Source organism: Ignavigranum ruoffiae, from assembly GCF_023195815.2.
Classification (GTDB): Bacteria; Bacillota; Bacilli; order Lactobacillales; family Aerococcaceae; genus Ignavigranum; species Ignavigranum ruoffiae.
In genome coordinates this window covers 75,545-88,193 of record NZ_CP096206.2, presented here as the reverse complement: position 1 = coordinate 88,193, position 12,649 = coordinate 75,545, and the positions used below count along the sequence as shown (strand labels likewise).

The window sequence follows — 12,649 nt, the reverse complement described above, 5'->3', positions numbered from 1 at the left end:
CTTTATAAAAAAATTTTACTAGATGAATCCTAAGATCCCTCATTCATCTTGGGGCTATTCGTTGGGAAGTGTTTGATTGAATGTATCCCCATGCTCGATATCTCCGTATTGCAAACCGTGCTTAAACCACGCTTGACGTTGCTGAGCTGAACCGTGAGTGAATGAATCTGGAATCACCGTTCCATAACTCTCTTTTTGTAAGGTATCATCACCGACGGCAAAAGCAGCTTGCAACGCTTCATCAATATCGCCAACTTCTAAGACGCCTTGGTCTTGAGCATACTTCGCCCAGACCCCGGCAAAATAATCCGCTTGCAATTCCAATCGCACATTGAGTTTATTTGCTTGTGTTTTATTCATCTTGGCATGGGCCTGAGTGTATTGATCCATGATCCCCAATTCCTTTTGAATATGATGGCCAACCTCGTGGGCAATCACATAGGCCATGGCGAAATCACCGGGAGCATGATAACGATTTTGTAATTCGTTCATAAAGCTTAAGTCAATATAAATCTTCTCATCACCTGGACAATAGAAAGGACCTGCCTGAGCCGAGCCAAATCCGCAGCCCCCAGTCTGAATCGATTGGCTATACAGAACCATCTGCGGCATATTATAAGTTGAGTTGTGACGTTCGAATTCCTGACTCCAGAAATCTTCGGTACTGCCTAAGATAGCCGACATAAATGCATAACCTTCATCCGTGACAGCCTGATCGGACTGATTTGATGAATTCGATGGTTGGGTCTGAGTTTGCTCTTGATCATAGGTAATTGAATTGTCACTAGTTGGGTTGAAGATATTTCCCAATAATCCGCCCCCACCAAAGAACATAAAAGCAAGTAAAAGTAAAACAATCCACTTACTTTTCCCTGGCAAGAATAAAAGCAGTTGTAAGAGACGGCCTAAACCCATCCCTCCTGATCCTTGAGAACCGCCGAATCCACCTGGGAAATTACTCGATTGGCCCCTTTTATCATTGATATTTTTACTTTTGCGCATATCTTCCCATTTCATACTGGCTTCCTCCTTTATAAACTGGTTGTCAAATTAATTATATTATACGAGGTCAGCTTTAGCTAGACAAACGGCGCAAAGAGCCGGAGGAGCGAGTCGACAATCTCACCAAAAAAGCTTTGATTTAAGTCATTAAGTACCCGTTCTCGAGAAACATCGAGCACTTGGAAGAAATCTTCACTAATCTGCTCAATCACTGGGTGATAATATAACAAGGTGCCGGTCTCAAAGTGTAGATATAGGGACCGATAGTCCAAATTAATCGTTCCAACACATGCTACCTTACCATCGACAATAAAGGTCTTTGCATGGAGGAATCCAGGAGTAAATTCATAAATCCGCACACCCGCTTCTAGAAGTGGACGATAGAAGGACCGTGTCATTCGATAGACTACGGGTTTATCCGGAATACCTGGAGTAACAATTCGAACATCGACACCACGTTTGGCTGCCAATTCTAAGGCGGTCTGCATTTCATAAGAGATAATCAAATAAGGTGTATAAATGTAGACTGATTCAATAGCCATATCCAGTAATTGCCGATAAACATTCTCTCCCACCGCTTCGTTATCTAATGGAGAATCACCAAAAGGTTGGACAAAACTTGTTGAATCAGGCAAATTCTGTTCTTCTGGATTCGTTTGTTCAAGCAACTGAGGACGATAAAGCGCCAAATCCATATCCTTTTCTGGATAGAATCCATTCCACATTTCTAGAAAGAGATGGCTCAATGACCAGGAAGCCGGACCATTCAATCGAATCATATTATCTTTCCAATAACCGAAACGCTGCTTAACATTAATGTATTCATCTGCAATATTTAGTCCACCTGTATAAGCCAACAGTCCATCAATAATGATATACTTACGATGGTCTCGAGTATTATAGACCATCGAAATCACTGGATGCACCGGATTAAACTTAATCGCTTTAATCCCTACCGCTTCGCACTGACGATCAAAATCTTCGGGCAAACGAGCAATACAACCAAAGTCATCATAAATTAGACGAACTTCAACACCCTGACCCACTTTCTCCTTTAAAACTTCAAAGATTTGATCAAACATCTGACCAAATTCAACAATAAAGAATTCTAAGAAAATATATGACTTCGCTGCTTTTAAATCTTGAATCAACTGATTCATCATCGATTCCCCGTTGGCAAAGTATTCAACCTGGGTATCACGATATAAAGGATAAGATTCAAATTGATAGATATAATGACTTAAGCTAGCAACTCGTAAGTCGCGTTCTGCTAAAGCCGCTTGGGCGGGTTGATGGGGCAAAGTTTGTAACTCTTGTTGAAAAAGAGGCCGATGCTCATTTAATCGTCGCTTCATTCGTCGAGTTGGCCGTTTGTTACCAATTAAAAGATAGAGTAAACCACCTAATAGAGGAAACATCGCCATCAAACTAATCCAACCCATGCGATAAGCTGGACTTTCATTCTTACGAATCAGATAAAGAATCAAGATGAAGGAAATAATGGTAAAAATAACATTAATCCATACCGAATAATTAATAATATTGGCGAAGATCACAAAAAACCAAATAATCTGAATCAGAAAAAGGAGACCAATTAGGATCGCCCGTTCTATTATTTGCCGTCTCTCTGGGGATTTCATCATAATCTCCTTTCCACTGATACTATTCTTTGCTATTGATGACGGTAATCTTCCATTATTTTAGCAAAGATATCCGCACTTGAAGGTGGGGTGTAAGTAATCGCATTGGCCCCAGCTTCGATGGTTTGACTGATCAATTCTGGCGTTGGACCGCCGGTGGCAATAATCGGGAAATTTGGCCCCAATTGTTTCCGAATTTCACACACGACATTGGCTGTATCCTTAGCTGCTGAAACATTGAAAATATCTGCCCCCGCTCGGCATTTGCCCATAAAGTCATCCTTACGACTCGAGATGGTGGCTACGACCGGAATATCTATCGTTTGGCTAATTTTGGCAATCACTTCATTCTTCATTGGCGCATTAACCACTACCCCATAAGCCCCTAATTGTTCGGCATGGAAAGCCAAGTGAACGCTACGATCACCGGTGGTGGTTCCCCCACCTACACCTAAGAAGACAGGGACCGAAGCTACATTGATTATGGACTGCATAATCGTAATTTGTGGGGTAAAAGGATAGACAGCAATTATCGATTGAGCATCAGTATTCTTAATCAAGGCAACATCGGTGGTAAATAGAAGAGATTTTATCCGATGACCGAGAATTTTAATGCCACTGGCTTGATAAATCTCCTTTGGCACCTCGACAATCCGACTTTTTAAACGGGCATGATATTCTGGAATTACCTTTTTGGGTTTCTCTAAGATAGCATTGCCAACCGGAGTAATCTGAATATCTTGATTGTCGTCAATGCGGATGGCATCATAAGCCGGTTTTTGATTATCATAAATATATTTCTCTTTATCGGTCACGATATGGCCTCCTTTATTCTCCTAATACTATTTATTGTATCCAATTTCAAAGGATTTAGCTAGAATCTTCCTACTAAAACAGTTACACCTTTAGCAAATGCAATATATATCTGAAACTTACAACAAATTGTCGACCATCAAACCCTAAATTAAATTCCAGATCTTGTCAGACTCTATTTCCAAGAAAAAAAGCCAGCCCCCTTAGCTGACTTGTTCGATACTTTCTTTCACTTTATTCATACTATACACAATATTGGCCATGGGCGGCTCTGGGCTTAACTTTTTGTTGATAGCCGCATATGATTGACCTTCCATCCGCATTTTTAATAATAAACGATCATCTTGATCATGGAGGATTTTGTCCGCCAGCTCAACCATAGCTCCAAGCATTTGTCCTGGTCCGCTATAGGGAGGATGGGAGGTTAAGATTTGTCCCATATTTGGATACTTCACTTGTAACTCCCGTCCAGATGCCCACAATTCATAGACAGATGCTGATGAAGGTAAATTTAGATAAGTCGTTTGCGCGCAGGCATCACAAGTAATTAAGGTTTGTTCTTGTTCCAGCCAAAAAGCCATACTACCTAAGGTGTGACCTGGTAAAGCTTCTACCGTCACCGTTAAGCCTCCTAAGTCAAAGACTTGGCCAGGGTAAAGTGTACGAAAAGGTGCTTGGCGTTGGGCTTGCCAAATTGAAGCATCGAACACATTCCTTTCATCAGAGACAACCTGACTGAATATCTTTTGCCGGACAGGTAGAGAACATGAATATTCCTCAAGCTCAAGATCTGCTTCAGCTAAATAAACCTGATCGAATTGATTGGCTCCACCACCGTGATCGCAATGTCCATGAGACAGAACGACTTGATAAGGTTTGTTAGCTAACTGATCAACGAAAGTTTTAAGATTACCATACCCCCAGCCTGTATCAATTAACAGACCAGCTTGATCTCCCTCTAGATAATACGCACAAACATAAGGCATCTTAATACGCTTAATACGTGGACTGACGACTTCCAGATCAAAAAACATGCTGTAATAATTCCCTTTCCTTAAATCTTAAAATTGTAAAAAGCCTAAGAAGTTTTGAATCATATGATAAAGAATTGGGTATTCAATCTTCCGTGTCCGCCAATAAACATAGGTTAGACCCGCTGATAGAATAAAGTAAAGGAAGAAATCAATAATATTGGCTGGCATATGCAACATGGCAAAGACCACGGCAGAAACTAGCGCCCCCACGATAGGCATGAGTGGAAAGAGGTACTTCATTACCAAACCTCTTAACAAGATTTCCTCAGTAATCGGCGTCATGATTACAATATTCAGAAAGACACCCAAACCACTCATTTCTTTAACCAAAGCTTCTACGGCTTGTTGATTCATCGGCGCTTGATAATCTGGAGCGAAGTAAGACACGGCCACTGAGAAGACCATACCCAATGCAAAGAAGGCAATAAAGGTCAACACTGTCCAGCCAAGTAAGGGCACTTTAATCTGCTTCAAATCAAAAATTTTAAATTTAAACAGATAAAGCATCAAAAACAAAAAGGCCAGCAAGGCAAAAGTACTCAGATGATAATACCAACCTGATTGCCCCATATAATACATGACTTTCATTGGATCTTGTAAATCAGTCAAGACCACCTGATCGCCTGATAATTCAATCCCTTTATTTAAAGCCATTGTCTCGAATTTAATCCGCAAAAGCAGATACGAGATAATGATAACAATCGATTTCCACCATGATCCTTTGACCCGATCAGACCAAACTTGTTTCAGGGGTTGCAGAGATTCTCTAATTTTCATGACTCTCTCCTTCTATATTAAATTGATCTAAGCTAACTTGGTCTTCGAATTGACGAATACCTTTCAGGACTTCGAAACCAACTAAGTCGTTTAATTCTTGCTCAGTATATACATTGTCTTCAGTTGGCAAAGCAAAGTCGGCCTGTCCCGGTTGTAGGTAGAATTCGAGCGCCTGAGTCCGGTCTTCAGCTAGGTTGACTAATAAGCCCATGCCAATTTGATATTTATCATAATTAAAACTCAATGTTCCAACAGTTCCTTCACCTAAGAAGCTGAATTTCTCCATTAAATCTGGATAATCCATTAAATGCTTGACTGCAATCTCTGTAAAGTAAGTTGATAAATCTCCCTCTAAAGTTAGAATATCGGCGCCCTGATCTTTTTCATAGCTTAATTGCTCGCCATGTTGATCCATAAATTCGGCCAGCACCGTCATCAGAAACTCTTGAATCTCTTGGATTTCTTGATAGTTGGCGTTCAGGCCATAGTCTTCCGCCTGAATCTCTAAGAGTTTGCTTTCTAAGTCAGCATAATGCTCTTGGGCATAAACATAGAAATCCATCACTGGTGAATCTTGATATATTTCAGGATAGTTATTAATCGCATCGGTAACATAAGTAATCAACGAATCAAGCGGGATATAGGCTTGATCGACTTCTTGTTCAGCTAATTTAACCAGTAATGTCGATGGAATATAGGGTGGCTTCTGTAGCGTCAAATAAGCAAAATCTCCCATAGGCATAATGGCCGCTAAATTCAATTCCACTTGCCCTTGATTGAAATTGACCAAATAATATTGGGCCGTCTTATTGACCGTCTGGTCTTGTAGTACTTTAAGTAAATCTTGAGCTTGGCTTACCTGTGGTAAATCAGCTGGCAATGAGCTCTCACTACTATATTCAGTAGCTGCTTCCTCGGAGCTTACTGGTTCAGCAGTCGTCTCTACGGATTCCGAACTGGTTGAAGAAGATTCTGTAGCATCAGTCTCCCACTCGATCGTTTCAATGGGGGAAAGATTCTCAGGTCCTTGGCCCTCAGCCTGGACCCATGGCCCTAGATTGGTGCTCATTAATACGATGGCTAATATCGCTAATGCTTTATTCATGATGATGACTCCTCTCCCTGTCTCATTTCCTCAAGGAATTCGGCTACTTTCTTACCTATATAAACTTGACCAGATGGTGTTAACAATATCGGTCGCTTGATTAACATGCCATCTTGAGCGATTAATTCTAATTGTTCTTGCTCCGATCGCCCAGCCAATTGTGACTTCATATTTAATTCGCGATATAAAGTTCCCGAAGTATTCATTATTCTCTTAATCGAGCTTTCGCCCGAAGCTTGATACCATTGCCATAACTCTTTGCCACTAGGAACATCCTCAGTAATTTCTCGATATTGATAGGGTAGGTCTAGATTTTTTAAGTTTTTCTCAATAGCTCGGCAGGTTGAACAAGGTTTATAGCCAATCAGTGTATACATCTATCCTTCTACTCCCTTCTGATTAATCTGCTCAAGGATTTGAGGTAAGTCTGACATATGATCTAATAAATAATCAGCCTCTGTCAAATGCAGGTGGCTCTCTTCATTCTCTAAATAGCCGATGGCCGCAGCTAAGGGTTTAGCGTAGGTCATATCTAAAGCTGAATCACCAACATAAACCATTTCACTCAATTCAATATTATATTGCTTTGCAATCTCATGGAGAGCACGTGGATTGGGTTTAGGACCATATTGATCAGCACAACCAATAAAATCAAAATAGCTTAAGACACCTAAATTTTCTAACATTTGCCGAGCGAAAACATAATTATCATTCGTAATTAAGCCGATAACATAATCGTCTTTTAAGGATTCTAAAGCTTCCGCTGACCCTGGCGTTAAACGAGCCATGACTTCTTCTTCCTGTAAATATTTTAGATAGGATGCTTCCATCCGATCTTCGATTTCAGGAATACTCCAGGAGAGATAAGGCTCCAAATAGGCGGCTTGGTCATAGATGGATCCGGCGGCAAAGATAGAATTGGCCTTAATTCCAGACCAATCTTCTTTAATGCCCATCGCAAAGGCTAGCTGATCTTGCTCATCCTGACTTAAATCAGATTCACTAAATAAGTCACGCATCATCCCAATCGTTGGCTTATCCCATGTGTTGCCTAACTCTATTAAAGTACCATCTTTATCAAACAAAACCGCTTTAATCACCTTACTCGCTCCTTCTCTGACTTCATCTGCCTTATTGTAACATAGGATAAATTATTTCAAAAAGATAATTGAATCTTTTGCCGTATTTTAAATATATCAAGAGATTCTTGCTATAATGAAGACAGAATAATCAACTGCGGAGGAAATTATGATCGCACAAAGTCCCCAACTCTTTCATCGTTATCAACTAAGTGCTTGCCATAAGACTGGCAAGATTTATCAACACTTTCCTCATCTAATTTATATCGAGGAAGGAACCGGCCATATTAGCACGGTTTATGACACCAATCGATTAAAGCATTCTATGTTAGCTTTTGTCCCGGCTAATTTAGAATTTATGATTACCAGTCAAAGTCCCAAACTCACTTGTATTCTCTTCTCACTCGCTGCTCCAATAAAGCATCAACCATTCGCCAATCAAAAGAGTGGCCTATTCTTAACAGAATGTCCAAATGACTTTGTCAGTCACTGTTATCTACTCCTCCAACAAATTTCCAAAAATAATCCGCACTATCCAGAGAGTTTTCAAGCTATCCAAACTTTACTCATTAATTATCTTTTCAATCTCACTCATAATTTAACTCCAGTACAGAATTATACTCCAGCTATTCAAGAAGCCCTGAACTATATCCATTGTCATTTGACTCAGCCACTTAAACTGACAGACCTGGCTCAACAGGTCAAACTCTCAAGCTCACGCTTCTCTGCCCGCTTTAAGGCTGAATTAGATATATCGCCAATGGCTTACATCCAACATCTGCGTTTAAATCAGATATATTATCAGCTCTGCAACTACCCTGATAGTAATCTTGAAAGTTTAAGACAAGCATACGGTTTCCATAATGCCTGTCATTTTACCAGTATCTTTAGAAAGAAATTTGGTATGACTCCACTAAAAGTAAAAAAATTAGCCCAGAGACAAGCTGGGCATTTAATGTTACCCGAGGAAATTGACTTTTTCTGCAACCAATACCCTCAGGTCTAAGCTAATAGTAGTGGGTAATTGATTAAAAAGTTCTTCCTTCTGCTTTGTTGTGAGTCGCCAAGTTAAAGGCGTCATATGAATCAATTGGCGCCGCTGATCTTCGGAAAGCGCTAGCTTTTGATACACATCGTGATCTTCTACCTTAATGTAATGATGACGAAATACTTGCTCAACGTCTTCATTTGAATATTCTACTTCTGCTTGCTCTAATAGATTAGCAATAGCTGATCTTAATTCAATTAAATAGCGCGTATTGGGAATTACTTTAATCAGCCGCCCTTTAGTTTTAAGGACCCGATTAAATTCTTCATAATTAGCAGGCGACAAGATTGACAGAACCAGGTCAAACGAGTTTTCCTGAAAGGGTAATTGGGCTAAATCTGCTACGACTGAGAACTGACTTTGGTTAAAGTCAGTAGCTAACTGGATGCCTTCTTTGGCTAAATCGACTCCAGTCAAACTTAGGGTCGGTTCCAAGAACTGGCTCAAACGATATAAATGGCTGCCCTCTCCACAGCCCGCATCTAATAGATGAGTAACGGGTCTTTCTTTAATAATAGTTAGCAAGGCTTGATGAAGCGCTTGATAAAAAGGACTCTCCAGAATAATTTGACGCCTTAAATTAAACAAGGTTTGATCATATTGACTAGGGTGATTACTTTTGGCAAGGTTGACATATCCCTGCCGACTAAGGTCAAAGCTATGACCATTGCTACAGGTTAATCTTTGGCCTACTAACTGAAGTGGTTGGTCGCAATGCAGACATTGCCAAGACACTGGGTGGTCTGCCAACCAGGTCAAAGCCTGTTGTCTTTTACTCTCTTTCATTCCATTCTCCTTATAAACGAAAAACCGAGCCAATTCAGCCCGGTCTTTATTTAGCTTAATCAATACCTCTAATTCGACGAATAACGTCAGCAATCGTATTGACGTAGTAGTCAACTTTCTCATCAGTGGAGGCTTCAGCCATGACCCTTAATAGGGGTTCAGTTCCACTTGGACGAACCAAAATTCGACCATCGCCCGCCATTTCTTTTTCTAGTTTTTCAATGGCTGCTTTAACTTCAGGTTCATCCATCACCGTATGCTTATCGGAAACTTTAATATTGACTAATTTTTGCGGATAAATCGTCACTTCTTTAGCTAATTCTGACAAAGCTTTACCGGTTTCTTTCATAACTGCCAACAATTGGATGGCGGTAAGTAAGCCATCACCAGTAGTATTATGGTTCAGGAAGACAATGTGCCCGGATTGTTCACCACCCAGGTTGTAATTATGCGCCCGCATCTCCTCCACCACATACCGATCTCCCACCTTGGTTTGAACCGTCTGCATGCCTTCAGCTTCGACAGCTTTTTTGAAGCCTAAATTAGACATGACGGTTGATACAATGGTGTTATTGGATAAGAGTCCTTTATTATAGAGATGTTTGCCACAAATATACATAATCTTATCACCATCGACGATATTTCCTTTCTCATCAACGGCAATTACCCGGTCGCCATCTCCATCGAAAGCGACCCCTACCATGGCTTGTTTCTCCACTACCATGGCCTGTAATTGTTCAGGATGGGTAGAGCCCACTTGATCATTAATATTTAAACCATTCGGGCGATCGCCCATCGTATAGAAATCGGTCTCTAAATCAGCAAAAAGTTGATTGACTAAGGGAGAAGTCGCTCCGTTAGCAGCGTCAACACAGACAGATATTCCTGATAGATCTGAAGAGATTGTGGTCTGCAGGTATTGGACATACTTGATAAGACCTTCGGGGAATTCATCCACCGTTCCTAAACCTTCATCCGATGGTCGCGGTAATGTATCCTCTTCCTGGTCAATCAGAGCTTCAATTTCTAATTCTTGCTCATCAGAAAGTTTAAAACCATCACTGCCAAAGAATTTAATACCATTATCTTGAACTGGATTATGAGAGGCTGAAATCATGACCCCAGCAGCTACTCCTTGAGTTTTAGTGAGATAGGCTACTGCTGGTGTTGAAATGACACCCAATTGCATGACTTCGATACCCACTGAAAGCAAGCCAGAAATTAAGGCTGATTCAAGCACCTGCCCTGAAATTCTAGTATCACGGGCAACCAATACACGAGGGTGGGCATGTTCTGCATGATGTTGCATTAATACATAGCCCCCATACCGCCCTAATTTAAAAGCTAATTCTGGGGTTAGCTCTTGATTAGCAACGCCCCGTACTCCATCGGTTCCAAAATATTTACCCATATTATTACTCCTTGCTTATTTTATTCGTTCGTCTGTTCAGTTGTTTGTGAATCAGTAGCTTGATGGTCTTGATCGGATTCTTCACTGCTATCACTTTCTTGACTAGTCGTTTGATCTTCTGAATCCGTTTGAGTGTCTGCTTCTAAGGCGTGTAGGCTTACGTGAACCTTAATCTCCGAATTACCTATAAGTTCAACGCCCTCCGGTAAATCGACCCTGCCAATCACTGTTTGACTCGAGGTCAAAGAAGAAACATCAACAATAACATCCAGCGATTGGATATCAGCAGATCCTTGAATACTTACCATATTCTGATCAACAAACTCATAGGTATAAGTAAAATTTTCATGGTGTTCCCCCTGAGGAACAATATTTAAACTCACATCGCCAACAATAGGTTCAACAACAACTTCTGCCTTAATATCCATAATATTCGCATTCACATCGAGAAGGTTCCCATTCTTATCTACAATCTTGATTGCATAAGTTCCGGTAAAGTTTTTACTTTGTTTATCTTGCGAAGTTATGTTGATAAAGACCCGGTCAATCTCCTTAATAATCTTGTCAGTCCCGGTTAAAGTCACTTCATAAGGCTTCAAGTTGACTTGACTTACTTGATAACCCTCGGCAATGGCTTGCGGATCGACCTCATATTCAATCGTCTTCTTAACAGATTCCCGCCGTGAAATTTGTACAATGGTTCGAGACGGGGTTACCTGATAATCTATCTCATCAGGGAGGTCCATAACCAAATAGCGAATGGACTTCGAACCAGTCGGCATGTCCGTCAAGTCTTCGGTCTCCACCCGTAAAGTCTCGCTACTTACTTGGTTAATAATGCTCTTAGGACCAGTCAATCTCACATCTACCGTTTCAGGGACGCCTGAGACAAAGGTTTCTCCATCTGTCTTACCTAGATATACCGGGACATTCGAGATCGTCTCTGTAATATTGACACTGGCAAATTCCTGATTCTTAATACTTCTTAGCGGGACGGCATTCTCTGAAGAAACAAAAATATAAAGAAAAATCGAAAAGAGTAGAGATATTAAACGAATAAACCAAACATTATTAAAGGTCTTCTTATTCATTGCGATCACCCCACTGTTTAAGATTCTCTAAAAAATACTCTTTGAAGCCGACGAGAGAATCTTTAGTGTCCTCTTTCTGCTCTGCTTCAACCATTAGGTATTTCACGAGAAGGTTATGGAGTTCGTCCGCCTTCACTCCCCGGTGGAGAACTTCATGCTTGACCAAACTGATATCTCCGGTTTCTTCCGAAACAATCAGCGTTAAAGCATCCGTTACTTCAGACAAACCGATCGCTGCCCGATGCCGGGTCCCTAATTCTTTAGGAATTAAACTACTCTCAGACAGAGGTAAATAACATGAGGCGGAGGCTATTTTATAATTTCGAATAATCACTGCACCATCATGTAAGGGCGTATTTGGCACAAATATATTAATTAATAATTGAAAACTTATTTCCGAATCGAGGCGGATTCCCGTTTCAATAAATTCTGATAAAGGTTCTTTCCCTTCAATTGAAATTAAAGCACCAATCTTTCGCTTAGACATATATTTTAAAGATTGTTCAAGATTCTCAATCAGAGTCTCGTTAGGGTTCTTGCTGGTTTTGCGATTTCTAAATAAACTTTGGCCAATCATTTGCAAGGCTCGCCGTAATTCCGGTTGGAAGAGAATAATCGCAGCCACGACTCCCCAAGCCAAGATCTGACCCAAAATCCAATCAATGGTCTGCAGACCGGCCACCGAACTAATAAACTTAGCCGCAATAAAAATCCCGACACCCTTGAGTAAGTTCATGACTTGGGTTCCGCGGGCATACATCAATAATTTATAAATCAAATACCAAACGATTAGAATGTCCAATATTTGAACAATCGGCTTATTATTAATAAATTGTTCAAACCACAATTGCAAATTAACCACC

13 protein-coding genes are annotated in these 12,649 nt (G+C 40.6%); 1 reads left to right on the top strand and 12 read right to left on the bottom strand.

Annotated elements, in window-relative coordinates:
• Nucleotides 1-54 precede the first annotated feature (54 nt).
• From ypfJ to M0R79_RS00400, 8 genes are all read right to left on the bottom strand, one after another.
• Entirely contained in the window at nt 55-1,017 is a 963-nt protein-coding gene (gene ypfJ, locus M0R79_RS00435) for a KPN_02809 family neutral zinc metallopeptidase (protein WP_092572605.1), read from the bottom strand.
• Nucleotides 1,018-1,079: 62 nt separating this feature from the next.
• Nucleotides 1,080-2,642: a cardiolipin synthase gene (gene cls / locus M0R79_RS00430; protein ID WP_234971710.1), complete on the bottom strand. Its 1,563-nt coding sequence runs from the start codon at nt 2,640-2,642 to the stop codon at nt 1,080-1,082.
• 32 nt (nt 2,643-2,674) lie between these two features.
• Nucleotides 2,675-3,352, bottom strand: a complete 678-nt coding sequence (locus M0R79_RS00425; RefSeq protein WP_092572623.1) for a hydrolase — start codon at nt 3,350-3,352, stop codon at nt 2,675-2,677.
• A gap of 306 nt (nt 3,353-3,658) precedes the next feature.
• A complete protein-coding gene (locus M0R79_RS00420) occupies nt 3,659-4,489 on the bottom strand; it encodes an MBL fold metallo-hydrolase (RefSeq protein WP_248416879.1) in 831 nt (276 codons plus the stop codon).
• 27 nt (nt 4,490-4,516) lie between these two features.
• The gene (locus M0R79_RS00415; protein WP_092572608.1) at nt 4,517-5,266 is read right to left on the bottom strand and encodes a CPBP family intramembrane glutamic endopeptidase; all 750 of its coding nucleotides are present in this window, start codon (nt 5,264-5,266) and stop codon (nt 4,517-4,519) included.
• A complete protein-coding gene (locus M0R79_RS00410; protein WP_092572609.1) occupies nt 5,256-6,371 on the bottom strand; it encodes a hypothetical protein in 1,116 nt (371 codons plus the stop codon). Before M0R79_RS00410 ends, M0R79_RS00415 begins: the two co-directional genes overlap by 11 nt.
• Entirely contained in the window at nt 6,368-6,748 is a 381-nt protein-coding gene (locus tag M0R79_RS00405; RefSeq protein WP_092572610.1) for a Spx/MgsR family RNA polymerase-binding regulatory protein, read from the bottom strand. The genes M0R79_RS00410 and M0R79_RS00405 overlap by 4 nt, the downstream gene beginning before the upstream one ends.
• Entirely contained in the window at nt 6,749-7,471 is a 723-nt protein-coding gene (locus tag M0R79_RS00400; protein ID WP_159428905.1) for an HAD family hydrolase, read from the bottom strand.
• A gap of 148 nt (nt 7,472-7,619) precedes the next feature.
• On the opposite strand from M0R79_RS00400, the gene M0R79_RS00395 reads away from it, so the two are divergent.
• Complete coding sequence (locus M0R79_RS00395; RefSeq protein WP_248416880.1) at nt 7,620-8,456, top strand: AraC family transcriptional regulator; 837 nt, start codon at nt 7,620-7,622, stop codon at nt 8,454-8,456.
• Here M0R79_RS00395 and M0R79_RS00390 read toward each other — a convergent pair.
• The 4 genes from M0R79_RS00390 to cdaA are packed head-to-tail and all read right to left on the bottom strand — an operon-like array spanning nt 8,409 to nt 12,648.
• Complete coding sequence (locus tag M0R79_RS00390) at nt 8,409-9,284, bottom strand: methyltransferase domain-containing protein (protein WP_248416881.1); 876 nt, start codon at nt 9,282-9,284, stop codon at nt 8,409-8,411. The two genes, M0R79_RS00395 and M0R79_RS00390, sit on opposite strands and share 48 nt — an antisense overlap.
• 55 nt (nt 9,285-9,339) lie before the next feature.
• A complete protein-coding gene (glmM, locus tag M0R79_RS00385) occupies nt 9,340-10,695 on the bottom strand; it encodes a phosphoglucosamine mutase (RefSeq protein ID WP_248416882.1) in 1,356 nt (451 codons plus the stop codon).
• A gap of 20 nt (nt 10,696-10,715) precedes the next feature.
• Complete coding sequence (locus M0R79_RS00380) at nt 10,716-11,786, bottom strand: CdaR family protein (protein ID WP_248416883.1); 1,071 nt, start codon at nt 11,784-11,786, stop codon at nt 10,716-10,718.
• Nucleotides 11,779-12,648 (bottom strand): diadenylate cyclase CdaA, encoded by an 870-nt coding sequence (gene cdaA, locus M0R79_RS00375; RefSeq protein ID WP_273478618.1) that lies wholly within the window; start codon nt 12,646-12,648, stop codon nt 11,779-11,781. The genes M0R79_RS00380 and cdaA overlap by 8 nt, the downstream gene beginning before the upstream one ends.
• Nucleotide 12,649 lies beyond the last annotated feature (1 nt).

Bases quoted from the DNA above. Each gene is read 5' to 3' on its own strand.
- ypfJ (WP_092572605.1), bottom strand. From the start codon at position 1,017: ATGAAATGGGAAGATATGCGCAAAAGTAAAAATATCAATGATAAAAGG.
- cls (WP_234971710.1), bottom strand. From the start codon at position 2,642: ATGAAATCCCCAGAGAGACGGCAAATAATAGAACGGGCGATCCTAATT.
- M0R79_RS00420 (WP_248416879.1), bottom strand. From the start codon at position 4,489: ATGTTTTTTGATCTGGAAGTCGTCAGTCCACGTATTAAGCGTATTAAG.
- M0R79_RS00415 (WP_092572608.1), bottom strand. From the start codon at position 5,266: ATGAAAATTAGAGAATCTCTGCAACCCCTGAAACAAGTTTGGTCTGAT.
- M0R79_RS00410 (WP_092572609.1), bottom strand. From the start codon at position 6,371: ATGAATAAAGCATTAGCGATATTAGCCATCGTATTAATGAGCACCAAT.
- M0R79_RS00405 (WP_092572610.1), bottom strand. From the start codon at position 6,748: ATGTATACACTGATTGGCTATAAACCTTGTTCAACCTGCCGAGCTATT.
- M0R79_RS00395 (WP_248416880.1), top strand. From the start codon at position 7,620: ATGATCGCACAAAGTCCCCAACTCTTTCATCGTTATCAACTAAGTGCT.
- M0R79_RS00390 (WP_248416881.1), bottom strand. From the start codon at position 9,284: ATGAAAGAGAGTAAAAGACAACAGGCTTTGACCTGGTTGGCAGACCAC.
- glmM (WP_248416882.1), bottom strand. From the start codon at position 10,695: ATGGGTAAATATTTTGGAACCGATGGAGTACGGGGCGTTGCTAATCAA.
- M0R79_RS00380 (WP_248416883.1), bottom strand. From the start codon at position 11,786: ATGAATAAGAAGACCTTTAATAATGTTTGGTTTATTCGTTTAATATCT.